Consider the following 16,729-nt stretch of genomic DNA (forward strand, 5'->3'; position numbering starts at 1 on the left):
GTGCCGGAAATCGGTTCCGCGCCGGAAAACGGTTCCACGTCGAAAGACGGTTCCGCGCCGGAAAACGGTTCCACGTCGAAAGACGGTTCCACGTCGGAAAACGGTTCCACGTCGGAAGACGGTTCCACGCCGGAACACAGTTCGGCGCCGGGGCTCCACGGCCCGTCCGGGCGCTCACTCCGGGTCCCCCAGCCACCCCGTCTGCACCAGCGGGTTGCCGCGCTGGCGGGAGGCGAAGAAGCCACGGCCCGCCGGCATCGGGCGCATCCGCACGCCGAGCACTTCGCCTTCCTGCGGGTCGCCGGAGAGCAGCACGCCCTGCGCGCCGAGTTCCATCATGCGCTGCATGAAGGGTTCGTAGGCGGCGCGGCTGGCTCCGGCGCTGTTGCGGGCGATGATGAAGCGGACGCCCACGTCACGGGCGAACGGCAGGTGTTCCGCGAGCCGCCCCAGCGGGTTTCCGCTCGACGTGGACACCAGGTCGTAGTCGTCGACCACCACGTACACGCACGGTCCCTGCCACCAGCTGCGGTCGCGCAGCTGCTGGGCGGTGACGTCCGCGGACGGCGTGCGGCGCTGCATCAGGTCGGCGAGCGCGTCGACGTGGTGGTCCATGTTGTTGGACATGGGGACGTACTCCGCCAGGTGGGTGGCGGGGGTGACGTCCAGCAGCGCACGCCGGTTGTCGATGACGAAGAACTTGGCGGCGTTGCCGTCGTACCTCTCCGTGATCTGCTTGATGAGGAGTCGCAGCAGGTTCGACTTGCCGGACTCGCTCTCGCCGAACACGAGGAAGAACGGGTCGCGGTCGAAGTTGGCGAAGACCGGTTCCAGGTTGTTCTCGTCGATGGCGAACGCGACTCCGCGCCGGGGCTCCGCGAAGCCGGGCGGAAGGCTCTGCGCCGGCAGCTCGCGGGGCAGCAGACGTACCTCGGGAGCCGCCGGACCGGTCCAGTGGCGGTTGACCTCCAGCGCCATCGCGGCCGTGGCCTCGGACAGGTCACTGTCGGAGTTGATGGCGTCGATGCGCGGCACCGCGGCCATGAAGTGGAGCTTCTCCGGCGTCAGACCGCGGCCGGGAACGCCCGAGGGGACGTTGACGGCGACCTTGCGGTCCACCTCGGAGTCCATGGTGTCACCGAGGCGCAGTTCGAGCCGGTTCATCAGGTGGTCCTTGAGGTTGGACCGGACCTCCATCGAACGGGACGCGGTGAGGACGACGTGGATGCCGTAGCCGAGGCCGCGGGCGGCCATGTCGACCACGGCCGGCTCGAGGGCCTCGTAGTCGGAGCGGAAGGTGCCCCAGCCGTCGACGACCAGGAACACGTCGCCGTGCGGCTGGTCGGTCGGTGAGATCTCGCCGCGGGCGCGCAACCGGCGATAGGTGGCGATCGAGTCGATGCCGGCGCTGCGGAAGTACTCCTCGCGGCGCGCCATGATGCCGTACACCTCGGCGACGGTGCGCCGGACCTTCTCCGGGTCGAGGCGTGACGCCACCCCGCCCACGTGCGGCAGGCCCGCGATCGACGACAGTCCGCCACCGCCGAAGTCGAGGCCGTAGAACTGGACTTCCAGCGGGGTGTGGGTCAGTGCGAAGCTCGCGACGAGGGTGCGCAGCAACGTCGACTTGCCCGACTGGGGACCGCCGACGATCTGCATGTGTCCGGCCGCACCGGAGAAGTCCCGGAACAACGTGTCCCGGCGCTGCTCGAACGGCTTGTCGACGACGCCCAGGGGGACGACGAGCCGCCCCGCGCCTTCGTAGCCGGGCTGAGTCAGCCCCCGGCCCTCGACTCCGCTGAGTCCGGTGAGGAGCTCGTCGAGCGACGGCGGGTTGTCCAGCGGCGGCAGCCAGACCTGGTGGGCCTCCGCGCCGCGGCCCTCGAGGCGGCGGACGATCACGTCGAGGACTGTGTCCGCCAGTGCGTCGTCCTCGGCGCGGCGGGCGTCGGGCACCGTGCTCCGCGTGGCCGGCTCGACGTAGCGCACCGGAACCGGCGCTGCGGTGAACGGCACCGGCCTGCGGTCCACCGGGAGCGTGCCCCCTGAGTCCGCGCCGGCGTGGGCGCCGGAGCGGTACACGCCGGAGACGTAGGCCGCCTTGAAGCGGACCATCTCGTCCGTGCCGTACTTCAGGAAGCCGGAACCGGGGACGTTGGGCAGCGTGTACGCGTCCGGCACGCCGATGGCGGCCCGTGACTCCGCCGCGGAGAAGGTGCGCAGACCGACCCGGTACGAGAGGTACGTCTCCAGACCGCGCAGTCGGCCCTCCTCGAGACGCTGCGAGGCGAGCAGCAGGTGGACGCCCAGGGAGCGGCCGATGCGGCCGATCTGCACGAACATCTCGATGAAGTCGGGCATGGCGGTGAGGAGTTCGCTGAACTCGTCGATGACCAGGACTAGCGACGGGATGGGCTGCAGCGGAGCGCCCGCGGCACGCGCCTTCTCGTAGTCGTGGATGTTGGCGTAGTTGCCGGCGTCGCGGAGCATCTCCTGCCGCCGGTTCAGCTCACCGCGGATCGAGTCGCCCATACGGTCGACCAGGGTCAGGTCGTCGGCGAGGTTGGTGATCACCGCGGCGACGTGCGGCATCTGGGACATGCCGGCGAACGTGGCGCCACCCTTGAAGTCCGCGAGGACGAAGTTCAGGGTCTCGGAGGAGTGCGTCACGGCGAGACCGAGGACGAGGGTGCGCAGCAGTTCCGACTTGCCGGAACCGGTGGCGCCCACGCACAGGCCGTGCGGGCCCATGCCTTCCTGCGCGGCCTCCTTGAGGTCGAGCATGACCGGCGTGCCGTCCTCGCCGACACCGATCGGTACGCGGAGCCGCTCCGACTGCGAGCGGGGGCGCCAGGTGCGGCTGACGTCGATGGACCCGGCGTCGCCCAGGTTCAGAAGGTCGGTGAACTCGAGGTTGGCCAGCAGCGGTTCGTCGTCGTCCCCGCCCGTGGCGACGCGCAGCGGGGCGAGCTGCCGTGCGAGCGCCTCCGCCGCTTCGAGGCTGAGACGGTCGGGGGAGCCGTCGTAGACGTCGCCGTGTCCGGACTCCAGTCGCAGGGAGTCGGGCTGGACGACGATCGACAGACCGCCGCGAGCCCCGGTGAAGTCTCCGGGCACGATCTCGACGAGGGTCACGCCCTGAAGTCCCTCGGCCGCGGCGAGCGCCGACATGGCCGGGACCGACTGGCCGTCGAACACGACGACGACGTGGGGCTGGTCCAGGAGCGGGTGGTTGCCGCCCTGGAAGCGCGGGCGGCCATCGAGGTGCGTCGCGAGCATGTCCTGCAGGTCGCGGGCGTCCGTGGTGATGAAGCGCCTGCTTCCGGCGCCGTCACCCGGCCCGGAGGCCTGGACGTGCGGAAGCCACTTCGCCCATTCCCACTGGGCGGCCTCGCCCTCGCCCGCCGCGATCGCGATGACCAGGTCCTCGGGTGAGTGCAGCGAGGCGAGCGAGCCGATCATCGACCGGGCCGCCGACCGTACCGACGTGGGGTCGCCGCTGACCGTGAGGTGGTAGAAGGCGCGCAGCGAGAGGGCCATCGGCAGGCCGTCCAGGGTGCTGTGCGCCGCCAGGAAATGCTGCATCGCGCCCGCGGTGAGCGGCTCCAGGTCGTCGACCGGCGCGGTCTCCGCCGGTACGAGCGGGGTCGCGAGCTGCTGGCTGCCGAGCCCGATGCGGACCTGGGCGAAGTCGGCGTCGGCGGTACGGCGTTCCCACACGCGGCTGCCCTCGGCGACGAGCGCCCACAGCTGCTCGGGGGACGGGTGCAGGTAGTACTGGGCGTCCCGCTGGAGGCGCGCGGTCCGCAGCACGGAGCGCCGGGTCTGGTTCAGGTACTTCAGATAGTCGCGCCGAAGATCCGCCAGCTGACCCTGTGTCCCGCGCCGGTAGCGGACCAGCATGGCGATGGCCATGGCGACCGTCGACGCGATCATCACCATGCCCATGATCCGCATGATGGGGTTCGGGGTCATGAAGAAGAAGACGACAGAACCGCCCATACCGAGCATGGGCAGCAACTGCATGAGCGCGCCCTCCTGCTGGCCTCGCGGCAGCTCGGGCGGGGGTTGCAGTTGCACCTGCTCGCTGGGCACTTCGGACGGCAGGGCCCGTGGTGGGCGCTTGACGACGATCTGACTCACAGCTCACCAATTCCCTTGCCGGACGGAAATGTTCCTATCGGCGCCCCCGTGGCGACGGGTTCCATCCGCGGGGAGGGATCCTACTTGCGTGGCGGGTGGCAGGGGGGCGGTAGGGTGGCGCGACGTGTTTGCGTAACGATGAACTACCGCAAAAAAGGGGTCATTCGGAGCGCAATGCCGGTGACTGCGATCCGTCTGCCCGGCCCACGGTCCGACTGCCTGGCCTACGATCCCTAGGGCCCGGTTCCTGGGCGCGGGATCGACGAGAACCACGAGGGGAAGCAGCAGGTGAGTATGACGGCCCCAGCCGCGGCCAACGGTCGCGGCCAGACCGCTCCCGCGACTTTGTCCGGCGGCGGAACCGGTTTCTGCCGGGTCACGGTCGTCGCGCCGGACGGTCGCGTCGACGTGGCGTTGCCCGAGGACATTCCCGTCGCCGACCTCTACCCGGAGATCCTGCGCCTCTCCGGCCAGAGCCCCGCGCCGGGCGCCCCCGTCGGGTACCACCTCGTACGCCGTGACGGCAGTGTGCTGGAAGGGTCACGCTCGCTGGCCGTCCAGCGCATCCTCGACGGTGAGCTGCTGTCCCTGCGCCCGTTCTCCGAGTCGCTGCCGCCGGCCGTCTTCGACGACGTCTCCGACGCCGTGGCGTCCGCGGTCTCCCGTGACCGGACCCTGTGGACCGACGCGCTGATGCGGGCTTCCGGTCTGCTCGGCGGTTCGGTGCTGCTGGTCCTGCTCGCCTTCGTGCTGTGGACCTCGGACCCGCGGCACGACATGCACGGTCTGCCGGGAATCCTCGCGGCGGTCGCCGGCGTGCTGCTGCTGGCGCTCGCCGGTGTACGGGCCAGGGTCTACGACGACCGCGGCTCGGCCGTCGCCCTGGGCGCCGGCGCCATGGCGAACGCCGCCGTCGCGGGCGCCGGCCTGCTGCCCCTCGCCGCAGGGCAGGGCATCGGAAAGCTGCAGTTCCTGCTCGCCTGCGCGGCCGTCCTGGTCGTCTCCGTGATCCTCACCATCGTCGCCCCCGGCGGTGACGGACCCTTCGTGGCGTTCGTCTTCGCGTCCGCCGTCGGACTGCTGGTGACGTTCGTCGCGATCATGACGCGGATGACTCCGCGTGAGACGGCCGCGGTGTGCGCCCCGCTGTCGGTGGGTGCTCTCGCCTTCCTGCCGGGCCTCTCGACCCGCTTCGCCCGTCTTCCCATCGGCTTCGAACCGCCCCGGACCTCGGTCGGCGACTACGGGGACGACCCCGCGCCCCAGGGCCCCGTCGACGGTCGGCGTATCGCCGCCCAGGCCAGGCGCGGCCACGAGCTGCTGCTGGGTCTCGTGGGCGGCTGCGCTCTCGTGGCTGTGGGATCCGCCGCCGTACTGGGCTTCTCGGGCAACGTCTGGGGTCAGCTGCTGGCCCTCGCCACCGGCGGCGCCATGCTGATGCGGGCCCATCTGTTCCGCTACACGGCCCAGGTCGGCTGCTCACTGGCCGCCGGGCTCGGCGCCCTGGTGCTGCTCGGACTGGGGCTCGCCCTGAACCCGCCGACCGCCCTGTTCGTCGACGCGCTGAAGGGCGACTCCGCCGCCCTGGACATCCGTACGGTCTGGCTCACCGCCGCGATCGCAGGGGTCGCCGCGCTGATCGTCGCGATCGGGCTGATCGTGCCGCGCAAGGGAGTCACCCCCTTCTGGGGACGCTTCCTGGAGATCGCGGAGACCTTTGTGCTGCTGACACTCCTGCCGCTGTGCCTCGCGGTCTTCGACGTCTACCACTCCATTCGTGCGCTGACGTCCTGAACGGGCTGGTACGCTGTGTGACGGCCGTTTGTGTACGCGCCTCCGGATCATCTGGAGGCAGCGCCCATCGGACCTCCGCCTCCGAGTCACGGAAGCTCCCCTGAGACAAAGACCAGGGGCACTCGCGGGCGCATCGAACACCATGAGGAGTACCGAGTGTCTCTCGACGCCGCTACGAAGAAGCAGATCATCACCGAGTTCGGCACCAAGGAGGGCGACACCGGCTCCCCCGAGGTCCAGGTTGCGATGCTCTCCCGCCGCATCTCGGACCTGACCGAGCACCTCAAGACGCACAAGCACGACCACCACTCCCGTCGTGGTCTGCTGATCCTGGTCGGCCAGCGCCGCCGCCTGCTGCAGTACCTGGCCAAGAAGGACATCCAGCGCTTCCGTGCGCTGGTGGACCGGCTCGGTATCCGCCGCGGCGCGGCCGGCGGAGCCAAGTAAGACACCGTGAAGGGAGCGGTTCCCACTCTTAGGGGGCCGCTCCCTTTGCTGTACGTGCGCGATGTGCCGGACGCCAATTAGTCTGGTCGCACAACGCCACACCCGACGCGCGAGAAGCCGCCTCCTCGCCGCCGGTCCTCGGTAGTGGCCCCCGGACATTTCCCCGGGAGCTTCGATCGAAGACCGGCCCGCACACAAGGCGCGCTTCTCCGCCACGCTCCCCGGCCACACGGGCGCGGGGACGAAAAGACGAATGTAGGAGAAACCGCTGGTGGAGAACGAGACCCACTACGCCGAGGCCGTCATCGACAACGGCGCCTTCGGTACCCGCACCATCCGCTTCGAGACGGGCCGCCTGGCCAAGCAGGCCGCCGGTTCCGCCGTGGCGTACCTGGACGACGACACCATGGTGCTGTCGGCGACCACTGCTTCGAAGAAGCCCAAGGACCAGCTCGACTTCTTCCCCCTCACGGTGGACGTCGAGGAGCGGATGTACGCAGCCGGCAAGATCCCCGGCTCCTTCTTCCGCCGTGAGGGCCGGCCCTCCGAGGACGCGATCCTCACCTGCCGCCTGATCGACCGCCCGCTGCGCCCCTCCTTCAAGAAGGGCCTGCGCAACGAGATCCAGATCGTCGAGACGATCATGGCTCTCAACCCCGACCACCTGTACGACGTGGTCGCCATCAACGCCGCCTCCTGCTCCACGCAGCTGGCCGGTCTGCCCTTCTCCGGCCCGATCGGCGGCACCCGTGTCGCGCTGATCAAGGGCCAGTGGGTCGCCTTCCCGACGCACACCGAGCTCGAGGACGCCGTCTTCGACATGGTGGTCGCCGGACGCGTCCTGGAGGACGGCGACGTCGCGATCATGATGGTCGAGGCCGAGGCCACCGAGAAGACCATCGAGCTCGTCAAGGGCGGCGCCGAGGCGCCGACCGAGGAGATCGTCGCCGCCGGTCTCGAGGCCGCGAAGCCCTTCATCAAGGTCCTGTGCAAGGCGCAGTCGGACCTCGCCGCCAAGGCCGCCAAGCCCACCGGCGAGTTCCCGGTCTTCCTCGACTACCAGGACGACGTCCTGGAGGCGCTCACCGCCGCCGTCAAGAGCGAGCTCGCCCAGGCGCTCACCATCGCCGGCAAGCAGGACCGTGAGACCGAGCTCGACCGCATCAAGGAGCTCGCCGCCGAGAAGCTCCTCCCGGCCTTCGAGGGCCGCGAGAAGGAGATCTCGGGTGCATACCGCGCGCTGACCAAGAAGCTGGTCCGCGAGCGCATCATCAAGGACAAGGTCCGCATCGACGGCCGCGGCATCACGGACATCCGTACGCTCGCCGCCGAGGTCGAGGCCATCCCGCGCGTGCACGGCTCGGCGCTGTTCGAGCGTGGCGAGACCCAGATCCTGGGCGTCACCACCCTGAACATGCTCCGCATGGAGCAGCAGCTGGACACCCTCTCCCCGGTGACCCGCAAGCGCTACATGCACAACTACAACTTCCCGCCGTACTCCGTCGGTGAGACCGGCCGCGTGGGCTCGCCCAAGCGCCGCGAGATCGGCCACGGAGCGCTCGCCGAGCGCGCCATCGTGCCGGTGCTGCCGACGCGCGAGGAGTTCCCGTACGCGATCCGCCAGGTCTCCGAGGCGCTGGGCTCCAACGGCTCGACGTCCATGGGCTCGGTCTGCGCCTCCACCATGTCGCTGCTGAACGCCGGTGTGCCGCTCAAGGCCCCCGTCGCCGGCATCGCCATGGGCCTGATCTCCGAGGAGATCGACGGCAAGACGCACTACGTCGCCCTCACGGACATCCTCGGTGCCGAGGACGCGTTCGGTGACATGGACTTCAAGGTCGCCGGTACGAAGACCTTCGTCACCGCGCTCCAGCTCGACACCAAGCTCGACGGCATCCCCGCCTCGGTCCTGGCCGCCGCGCTCAAGCAGGCCCGCGACGCCCGCCTCCACATCCTCGATGTGATGAACGAGGCCATCGACGTCCCGGACGAGATGTCCCCCAACGCCCCGCGGATCATCACCGTCAAGATCCCCGTGGACAAGATCGGTGAGGTCATCGGCCCCAAGGGCAAGATGATCAACCAGATCCAGGAGGACACCGGCGCCGACATCACGATCGAGGACGACGGCACCATCTACATCGGTGCTGCCCAGGGCTCCCAGGCCGAGGCCGCCCGCGCCACGATCAACGGCATCGCCAACCCGACCATGCCGGAGGTCGGCGAGCGCTACCTGGGTACGGTCGTCAAGACCACCACCTTCGGTGCCTTCGTCTCCCTGATGCCCGGCAAGGACGGCCTGCTGCACATCTCGCAGATCCGCAAGCTCGCCGGTGGCAAGCGTGTGGAGAACGTCGAGGACGTGCTGGCCGTGGGTGCCAAGGTCCAGGTCGAGATCGCCGAGATCGACTCGCGCGGCAAGCTCTCCCTCATCCCCGTGATCGAGGGCGAAGAGGGCGACGAGGCGAAGGACGACGCTGCCAAGTGACGTCCCGTAGTTCGCAGGCGACGGCCCGCACCTCCTCGGAGGTGCGGGCCGTCGCCCGTACCCAAACCCTGCTCAAGGGCAAGGACGGCATCGGCACGGTCCGGCGCACCACCCTGCCCGGCGGTCTGCGCGTCGTCACAGAAGCGCTGCCGTCCGTCCGCTCCGCGACCTTCGGCATCTGGGCGAACGTCGGCTCACGCGACGAGACGCCCTCGCTCGGAGGCGCCACGCACTATCTCGAGCACCTCCTGTTCAAGGGCACGAAGAAGCGCTCCGCCCTCGACATCTCCGCCGCCGTCGACGCGGTCGGCGGTGAGATGAACGCCTTCACGGCCAAGGAGTACACCTGCTACTACGCGCGGGTGCTCGACACCGACCTGCCCCTCGCCATCGACGTGGTCTGCGACATGCTCACCGGGTCGCTGATCCTCCAGGAGGACGTCGACGCGGAACGCGGTGTCATCCTCGAAGAGATCGCGATGACCGAGGACGACCCCGGCGACTGCGTGCACGACCTGTTCGCGCACACCATGTTCGGCGACACGCCCCTGGGCCGCCCGGTGCTCGGCACCGTCGACACCGTGAACGCTCTCACCGCGGACCGAGTCCGGCGCTTCTACAAGAAGCACTACGACCCGACCCACCTGGTCGTCGCCGCAGCGGGCAACATCGACCACGCGACGGTCGTCCGCCAGGTCCGCCGCGCCTTCGAGAAGGCCGGCGCCCTGTCCCGTACGGACGCCGTCCCCACCCCTCCCCGCAACGGCAGCCGCGCGCTGCGCACCGCGGGCAAGGTGGACCTGCTGGGCCGCAGGACCGAGCAGGCACACGTCGTACTCGGCATGCCGGGACTCGCCCGCACCGACGAACGCCGCTGGGCGCTCGGCGTCCTGAACACGGCGCTCGGCGGCGGCATGTCCTCACGCCTCTTCCAGGAGGTACGGGAGAAGCGCGGTCTCGCGTACAGCGTCTACTCGTACACCTCGGGCTTCGCCGACACCGGTCTGTTCGGCGTGTACGCCGGCTGCCGGCCGAGCCAGATCCACGACGTCCTCAAGATCTGCCGCGGTGAGCTCGACCGGGTCGCCTCCGAGGGTCTGTCCGACGACGAGATCGGCCGCGCGGTCGGCCAGCTCTCCGGCTCCACCGTGCTCGGCCTGGAGGACACGGGCGCGCTGATGAACCGTATCGGCAAGAGCGAACTGTGCTGGGGCGAGCAGATGTCCGTCGACGAGATGCTCGCACGGATATCGGCCGTCACCCCCGACGAGGTGCGTGCGGTGGCGGCGGACGTACTGGGACAGCGACCGTCCCTGTCGGTCATCGGCCCGCTCAAGGACAAGCAGGCGGACCGCCTCCACGAAGCGGTCTCCTAACCCGAAGGAAGACGAAGCGATGAGCAAGCTGCGCGTGGCCGTTCTCGGTGCCAAGGGGCGTATCGGCTCCGAGGCCGTGCGAGCGGTCGAGGCCGCCGAGGACATGGAACTGGTCGCGGCACTCGGCCGTGGCGACAAGCTGGAGTCCCTCGCGGACGCGGAGGCCCAGGTCGTCGTCGAGCTGACCACCCCCGACTCGGTGATGGGCAACCTCGACTTCTGCGTGAGCCACGGCATGCACGCGGTCGTCGGCACGACGGGCTGGACCGACGAACGCCTCGCGCGGCTGAACACCTCACTCGCGGCCTCCCCGGAGACCGGTGTGCTCATCGCGCCGAACTTCTCCATCGGCGCGGTCCTCACCATGAAGTTCGCCCAGCAGGCGGCCCGTTACTTCGAGTCGGTCGAGGTCGTCGAGCTGCACCACCCGAACAAGGCGGACGCCCCCTCCGGCACCGCGACCCGCACGGCGCAGCTCATCGCGGCGGCCCGTGCGGAGGCCGGCTGCGCGCCGCAGCCCGACGCGACGGTCACCGCCCTGGACGGCGCGCGGGGCGCCGACGTCGACGGGGTCCCGGTGCACGCGGTGCGGCTTCGCGGGCTCCTGGCACACCAGGAGGTCCTGCTCGGCAGCGAGGGCGAGACACTCACCATCCGCCACGACTCCCTGCACCACAGCAGCTTCATGCCCGGCATCCTGCTGGGCGTCCGGCGTGTGGTGTCCGCTCCCGGCCTCACGTTCGGCCTGGAGAACTTCCTCGACCTCGGCTGAAGCGGACCATGCGCGCAAAGATCACGTACTTCGTCACGGCTGCCGTCCTGGTCGTCTACTTCGTCCTGGTCGGCAGCCGGGGCGTGATGCTGCTCAAGCAGGGCACCGCGCTCACCGTCACCTTCGGCGTCGCGGTGCTGATCCTGCCGGTGATCGGTGTCTGGTTCCTGTGGAAGAACACCCAGTTCGTCACGCGGGCGGGCCGGCTGGCGGCGGAACTGGAGGCGGAGGGCGGGCTGCCGGTCGACGAGCTGGTCCGCACACCGGGCGGACGCATCGACCGCGACTCCGCGGACGCGGTCTTCGCCAAGCGGCGTGCGGAGACGGAGGACTCACCGGACGACTGGCGCTGCTGGTTCCGGCTGGCCGTCGCCTACCACGACGCACGTGACACTCCACGGGCCCGGCGTGCGATGCAGCGGGCGATCGCTCTGCACGACGGCAGGCCCGTCGCCGGCTGACGCCCCTTTCCGACCCCGGCCGGGGAGGGCGACAGCCGCGCGGGCGGTGCGGGTCAGCCGGCGCGGTACTCCGCGCCCCACGCCTCGACCGTGTCGGCGGCGCGGTCGAAGGCCTCCGGCCGGGTCAGGAAGTCGGCGTTGTGGTCGGTGAGCAGTGTCAGGGCATCACCCTGTCCCGCGAGGACGAGTGCCTGCCCCTGAACCGTGCGGGGCAGCCCCAGCCAGCGGACCGGCTGCTGCACGGTGCGCAGTTGGGCGGTGTGCCGCCACTGGATGGTGCGTGTCGAGAAGAACGCCACGCGCCGCAGACCGTGCCGGCTGACCCAGACGCCCATGCGCAGCAGCCTCAGCGCGGCCAGGATCACGGCCAGACCGAGCAGGAAGCACGCCCCGGCGCCGGGCAGGGCACCGGCGAAGGCAATGATCATCGCCGCGATCAGCACGAACGAGGCGAGCAGCAGCATCAGGGCGGCGCTCCCCACCCGCCACGGCCCGGGACGGTACGGACGCCGCCACTGGTCATGATCGTCGAAGGGCAGCGCGACGTCGTCCGCTTGCGTGTCAAAAGCACGGTCGGCCGTCAGGAAGGGCAGGGGCACGACTGATCCTCACTCACCAGCACACTCGGTTGGGCTGTGCCCGGGTGAGGCTACCGAGGCCGCCGGACGGCGACCACCCCAGGGGGGCCATGGGGGTGCCTGCCGGGCCGTCGGACGACGAGACCGGGATCAGCGGCCCTGGGACGCCTCCGACTTCTGGGACTGCCCCGGCGCCTGGCCGGTCTCCAGCGCCGGAAGCCCGAAGAGCAGGGACCCGACCAGCCCGCCGACGACGGTCAGACCGACGAGCACCCTGCCCGCGAGCTGGGAGCGGCTGGGACGGACACGCGGCGGGGGAGTGACGTTACTGCGGAAGGCGTCGGCCTCGGCGACGAAAGTGAAGGGGACGGCCTCTCGCGAGGGGGCACCGCCCAGCGGTCGCCGGGGGAGGAACATCAGGGACTCTCCAAAGAACTCGTGGCGGACGCGGCTACTGGTACCGCTGCTACCTGTAGAGACGAGCGCAAGCGGCATCAGGTGCCCGAATTCCCCGAATTGACCAAAGAACACTCGCGCGGCCGTCATGGCCGGAGCTGTCGGTGCCGGGACGTAGAGTGGGCGCCGCCCGAGCGATGCAACTGGAAGGACCCCGCCGGTGAGTGAGATCCCCGCAGAGATGGCCAAGCCCAGCTTCCGGAGCGACGTGACCGTCGAACTGGTGAAGCACACCGCCGGAGACTCCGACGTGCTGTGGGCCGCCCGAGTCTCCACCGCGGGGGAGCAGTCCCTCGAGGAGCTCTCCAAGGATCCGGAGCGCTCCAAGGGCCTCATCAACTACCTGATGCGCGACCGCCACGGCAGCCCGTTCGAGCACAACTCGATGACCTTCTTCATCAGTGCCCCGATCTTCGTCTTCCGCGAGTTCATGCGGCACCGCGCCGGCTGGTCGTACAACGAGGAGTCCGGCCGCTACCGCCGTCTGGAGCCGGTCTTCTACATCCCGGACGCCGAGCGCAAGCTCGTCCAGGAGGGCCGCCCGGGGAAGTACGTCTTCGTCGAGGGCACCCAGGCGCAGCAGGAGCTGACCGGGCGCGTGATGGACGACTCGTACCGCCGGGCCTACGAGGCGTACGTGGAGATGCTCGACGCGGGCGTCGCCCGCGAGGTCGCCAGGGCCGTCCTGCCCGTCGGCATGTACTCCTCGATGTACGCGACGTGCAACGCGCGCTCGCTGATGCACTTCCTCGGCCTGCGCACCCAGCACGAGCAGGCGAAGGTGCCGTCCTTCCCGCAGCGTGAGATCGAGATGGTCGGCGAGAAGATGGAGCAGCACTGGGCCAAGCTCATGCCGCTCACGTACGCGGCGTTCAACGCCAACGGACGTATCGCCCCCTGAGACGCGGCTGAACCCGGACCCGCGGGCACAGATGTACGGCAGGTGTGGCGAAGTGTCCGTATTGCGGCGTTTCGAGAAGTTCATCTAGGCTGATCAAACGGACCCGGCACTGCTTGAACCCCCGAGCAGGCAGTGCCGGGCTCCGCATGCCACGTCGTACGTCACGTCCCCCAAGGGGACCCCCGGCGCTGAGCAGCGAGTAGCGTGTTACCCATGGCTCCGATCTCCACTCCGCAGACCCCCTTCGGGCGGGTCCTCACCGCCATGGTCACGCCGTTCACGGCGGACGGCGCACTTGACCTCGCAGGCGCCCAGCAACTGGCCGCCCATCTGGTGGACGCAGGCAACGACGGCCTGGTCGTCAACGGCACCACCGGCGAGTCGCCCACCACCAGCAACGCGGAGAAAGACCAGCTCGTACGGGCCGTACTGGAAGCGGTCGGAGACCGGGCCCACGTCGTCGCCGGTGTCGGCACCAACGACACCCGCCACAGCATCGAGCTCGCCCGCGCCGCCGAGAGCGCCGGCGCGCACGGCCTGCTCGCGGTGACCCCGTACTACAACAAGCCCCCTCAGGAGGGCCTGCTCCGCCACTTCACGGCCATCGCGGACTCGACCGAGCTGCCCGTGATGCTCTACGACATCCCCGGGCGCAGCGGAGTGCCGATCGACACCGAGACGATCGTCCGGCTCGCCGACCACCCGCGGATCGTCGCCAACAAGGACGCCAAGGGCGACCTCGGCCGCGCCAGCTGGGCCATCGCCCGCAGCGGTCTCGCCTGGTACTCGGGCGACGACATGCTCAACCTGCCGCTGCTGTCCGTCGGCGCCTGCGGCTTCGTCTCCGTCGTCGGCCACGTCGTCACTCCTGAGCTGCGCGCCCTGCTCGACGCCCACCGCGGTGGGGACGTCCAGAAGGCGACCGAGATCCACCAGAAGCTGCTCCCGGTGTTCACCGGCATGTTCCGCACCCAGGGCGTCATCACGACCAAGGCGGCACTGACCCTGCAGGGTCTGCCCGCCGGCCCGTTGCGACTTCCCCTCGTCGAGCTGTCGGCCGAAGAGACCGCTCAGCTCAAGGTCGACCTGGCCGCCGGCGGGGTAGAGCTCTGAACAGACTTCACAACTGAATAGGCGAGACCGGCCGAAGAGACCGCAATGGGCCGACCCACGGGGCCGGCCGACGGACCCGGCCGGACACAGACAACAGCAAGTGCATAAATGTCATGTACGCCACGCGCCCAGGAGGCAGATGTGGCGTACATGGTGAGGAGAGTCTTTTGAGTCATCCGCATCCTGAACTCGGCGCGCCGCCCAAGCTGCCCAAGGGCGGCCTGCGCGTCACCCCGCTCGGCGGTCTCGGTGAGATCGGCCGGAACATGACCGTCTTCGAATACGAGGGCCGGCTGCTCATCGTCGACTGCGGCGTCCTCTTCCCCGAGGAGGAGCAGCCGGGGATCGACCTGATCCTGCCGGACTTCACCACGATCCGGGACCGCCTCGACGACATCGACGGCATCGTGCTCACCCACGGCCACGAGGACCACATCGGCGGCGTCCCGTTCCTGCTCCGCCTGAAGCCGGACATCCCGCTGATCGGCTCCAAGCTCACCCTCGCCCTGATCGAGGCCAAGCTCCAGGAGCACCGCATCCGTCCGTACACCCTCGAGGTGACGGAAGACCACCGCGAGCGCATCGGTCCCTTCGACTGCGAGTTCATCGCGGTCAACCACTCCATCCCGGACGCCCTGGCCGTCGCCATCCGCACCCCCGCGGGCATGGCCGTCCACACCGGCGACTTCAAGATGGACCAGCTGCCGCTGGACGGGCGCCTCACCGATCTGCACGCCTTCGCCCGGCTGAGCGAGGAGGGCATCGACCTCCTTCTCTCGGACTCGACGAACGCCGAGGTTCCGGGGTTCGTCCCGCCCGAGCGGGACATCTCCAACGTGCTGCGGACGGTCTTCGCGAACGCCCAGAAGCGGATCATCGTGGCCAGCTTCGCCAGCCATGTGCACCGCATCCAGCAGATCCTCGACGCCGCGCACGAGTACGGCAGGCGCGTCGCCTTCGTCGGACGCTCGATGGTCCGCAACATGGGCATCGCCCGTGACCTGGGATATCTGCGGGTGCCGGCCGGTCTGGTCGTCGACGTGAAGACCCTGGACGATCTTCCCGACCACCAGGTCGTGCTCGTCTGCACCGGTTCCCAGGGCGAGCCGATGGCCGCTCTCTCCCGGATGGCCAACCGCGACCACCAGATCCGCATCGTCCAGGGCGACACCGTCATCCTGGCCTCGTCCCTGATCCCGGGCAACGAGAACGCGGTCTACCGCGTGATCAACGGACTCACCCGCTGGGGCGCCAACGTCGTCCACAAGGGCAACGCCAAGGTGCACGTGTCGGGCCACGCCTCGGCCGGCGAGCTGCTGTACTTCTACAACATCTGCAAGCCGAAGAACCTGATGCCGGTCCACGGCGAGTGGCGTCACCTGCGGGCCAACGCGGAGCTCGGTGCTCTGACGGGTGTTCCCAAGGACCACATCGTCATCGCGGAGGACGGCGTCGTCGTCGACCTCGTGGACGGCAGGGCCAGGATCGTCGGCAAGGTCCAGGCCGGGTACGTGTACGTCGACGGTCTCTCGGTCGGAGACGTCACCGAGCCCGCACTCAAGGACCGCCGCATCCTCGGCGAAGAGGGCATCATTTCGGTCTTCCTCGTCGTCGACAGCACGACGGGCAAGGTCGTGGGCGGGCCGAACATCCACGCCAGGGGATCCGGCATCGACGACTCCGCGTTCGCGGCCGTCATGCCCAAGATCGAGGAAGCGATCGCCAGGTCGGCCTCCGACGGCGTCGCGGAACCCCACCAGCTGCAGCAGCTGGTCCGCCGCACGGTGGGCAAGTGGGTCTCGGACACGTACCGCCGGCGCCCGATGATCCTGCCGGTCGTCGTCGAGGTCTGACGCCGCGTCCGACAGCGCCAACACCGGAGCGGGGCCCCCGATTTGCATCGGGGCGCCCCGCTCCAGTACGTTTACGGCTCCGCCTGAAGGGGAACCCAGCACACTCTTGTGTGCTCTGTGGTGCCCGAAGGGGGCGGGGAATCCCGACTCAGAACTTCTGATAAAGTCGGAGTCGCCGGAAAGGGAAACGCGAAAGCGGAGAACTGAAAGGCAGAGCAAGAACCCGCCGGCCGGGAATCGGACACGAAAGAGTCTGATAGAGTCGGAAACGCAAGACCGAAGGGAAGCGCCCGGAGGAAAGCCCGAGAGGGTGAGTACAAAGGAAGCGTCCGTTCCTTGAGAACTCA

Annotated in this window: 12 protein-coding genes; 9 read left to right on the forward strand and 3 right to left on the reverse strand. The window is 69.4% G+C overall.

All coding sequences use genetic code 11. From position 1 onward, the window contains the following. Positions 1-174: 174 nt before the first annotated feature. On the reverse strand, positions 175-4,143 hold the full coding sequence (gene eccCa / locus ACFYV1_RS29470; protein ID WP_389398644.1) for a type VII secretion protein EccCa: 3,969 nt from the start codon (positions 4,141-4,143) through the stop codon (positions 175-177). 294 nt (positions 4,144-4,437) lie between these two features. Here eccCa and eccD point away from each other — a divergent pair, with 294 nt between their 5' ends. From eccD to ACFYV1_RS29500, 6 genes are all read left to right on the forward strand, one after another. Then, on the forward strand, positions 4,438-5,937 hold the full coding sequence (eccD, locus tag ACFYV1_RS29475; protein ID WP_389398645.1) for a type VII secretion integral membrane protein EccD: 1,500 nt from the start codon (positions 4,438-4,440) through the stop codon (positions 5,935-5,937). Between the two features lie 156 nt (positions 5,938-6,093). Beyond that, positions 6,094-6,384, forward strand: a complete 291-nt coding sequence (rpsO, locus tag ACFYV1_RS29480; RefSeq protein ID WP_159686305.1) for a 30S ribosomal protein S15 — start codon at positions 6,094-6,096, stop codon at positions 6,382-6,384. A gap of 271 nt (positions 6,385-6,655) precedes the next feature. Next, positions 6,656-8,872, forward strand: coding sequence for a polyribonucleotide nucleotidyltransferase (locus tag ACFYV1_RS29485; protein ID WP_389398646.1), 2,217 nt, complete (start codon positions 6,656-6,658; stop codon positions 8,870-8,872). Continuing rightward, complete coding sequence (locus ACFYV1_RS29490) at positions 8,869-10,248, forward strand: M16 family metallopeptidase (RefSeq protein ID WP_389398647.1); 1,380 nt, start codon at positions 8,869-8,871, stop codon at positions 10,246-10,248. The genes ACFYV1_RS29485 and ACFYV1_RS29490 overlap by 4 nt, the downstream gene beginning before the upstream one ends. 19 nt (positions 10,249-10,267) lie before the next feature. Further along, on the forward strand, positions 10,268-11,020 hold the full coding sequence (dapB, locus tag ACFYV1_RS29495) for a 4-hydroxy-tetrahydrodipicolinate reductase (protein ID WP_389398648.1): 753 nt from the start codon (positions 10,268-10,270) through the stop codon (positions 11,018-11,020). Between the two features lie 8 nt (positions 11,021-11,028). Next, entirely contained in the window at positions 11,029-11,481 is a 453-nt protein-coding gene (locus tag ACFYV1_RS29500; protein ID WP_389398649.1) for a hypothetical protein, read from the forward strand. Between the two features lie 53 nt (positions 11,482-11,534). On the opposite strand, the gene ACFYV1_RS29505 is transcribed toward ACFYV1_RS29500, so the two are convergent. Continuing rightward, positions 11,535-12,080, reverse strand: coding sequence for a hypothetical protein (locus ACFYV1_RS29505; protein WP_389398650.1), 546 nt, complete (start codon positions 12,078-12,080; stop codon positions 11,535-11,537). A gap of 129 nt (positions 12,081-12,209) precedes the next feature. Further along, on the reverse strand, positions 12,210-12,476 hold the full coding sequence (locus ACFYV1_RS29510; RefSeq protein ID WP_389398651.1) for a hypothetical protein: 267 nt from the start codon (positions 12,474-12,476) through the stop codon (positions 12,210-12,212). A gap of 220 nt (positions 12,477-12,696) precedes the next feature. Between ACFYV1_RS29510 and thyX the strand changes: the two genes are divergently transcribed. From thyX to ACFYV1_RS29525, 3 genes are all read left to right on the forward strand, one after another. Continuing rightward, positions 12,697-13,416: an FAD-dependent thymidylate synthase gene (thyX, locus tag ACFYV1_RS29515; RefSeq protein ID WP_389398658.1), complete on the forward strand. Its 720-nt coding sequence runs from the start codon at positions 12,697-12,699 to the stop codon at positions 13,414-13,416. 213 nt (positions 13,417-13,629) lie between these two features. Then, positions 13,630-14,529: a 4-hydroxy-tetrahydrodipicolinate synthase gene (gene dapA / locus ACFYV1_RS29520; protein WP_389398652.1), complete on the forward strand. Its 900-nt coding sequence runs from the start codon at positions 13,630-13,632 to the stop codon at positions 14,527-14,529. Between the two features lie 167 nt (positions 14,530-14,696). After that, positions 14,697-16,382 (forward strand): ribonuclease J, encoded by a 1,686-nt coding sequence (locus ACFYV1_RS29525; protein ID WP_389398653.1) that lies wholly within the window; start codon positions 14,697-14,699, stop codon positions 16,380-16,382. The last annotated feature ends 347 nt before the right edge of the window (positions 16,383-16,729 follow it).

Source organism: Streptomyces sp. NPDC003023 (assembly GCF_042888225.1).
Lineage (GTDB): Bacteria > Actinomycetota > Actinomycetes > Streptomycetales > Streptomycetaceae > Streptomyces.

What these genes read in the sequence shown, in the direction of transcription:
- eccD (WP_389398645.1), top strand. Translation starts at nt 4,438, where the DNA reads ATGACGGCCCCAGCCGCGGCCAACGGTCGCGGCCAGACCGCTCCCGCG.
- dapB (WP_389398648.1), top strand. Translation starts at nt 10,268, where the DNA reads ATGAGCAAGCTGCGCGTGGCCGTTCTCGGTGCCAAGGGGCGTATCGGC.
- ACFYV1_RS29500 (WP_389398649.1), top strand. Translation starts at nt 11,029, where the DNA reads ATGCGCGCAAAGATCACGTACTTCGTCACGGCTGCCGTCCTGGTCGTC.
- ACFYV1_RS29510 (WP_389398651.1), bottom strand. Translation starts at nt 12,476, where the DNA reads ATGTTCCTCCCCCGGCGACCGCTGGGCGGTGCCCCCTCGCGAGAGGCC.
- thyX (WP_389398658.1), top strand. Translation starts at nt 12,697, where the DNA reads ATGGCCAAGCCCAGCTTCCGGAGCGACGTGACCGTCGAACTGGTGAAG.
- dapA (WP_389398652.1), top strand. Translation starts at nt 13,630, where the DNA reads ATGGCTCCGATCTCCACTCCGCAGACCCCCTTCGGGCGGGTCCTCACC.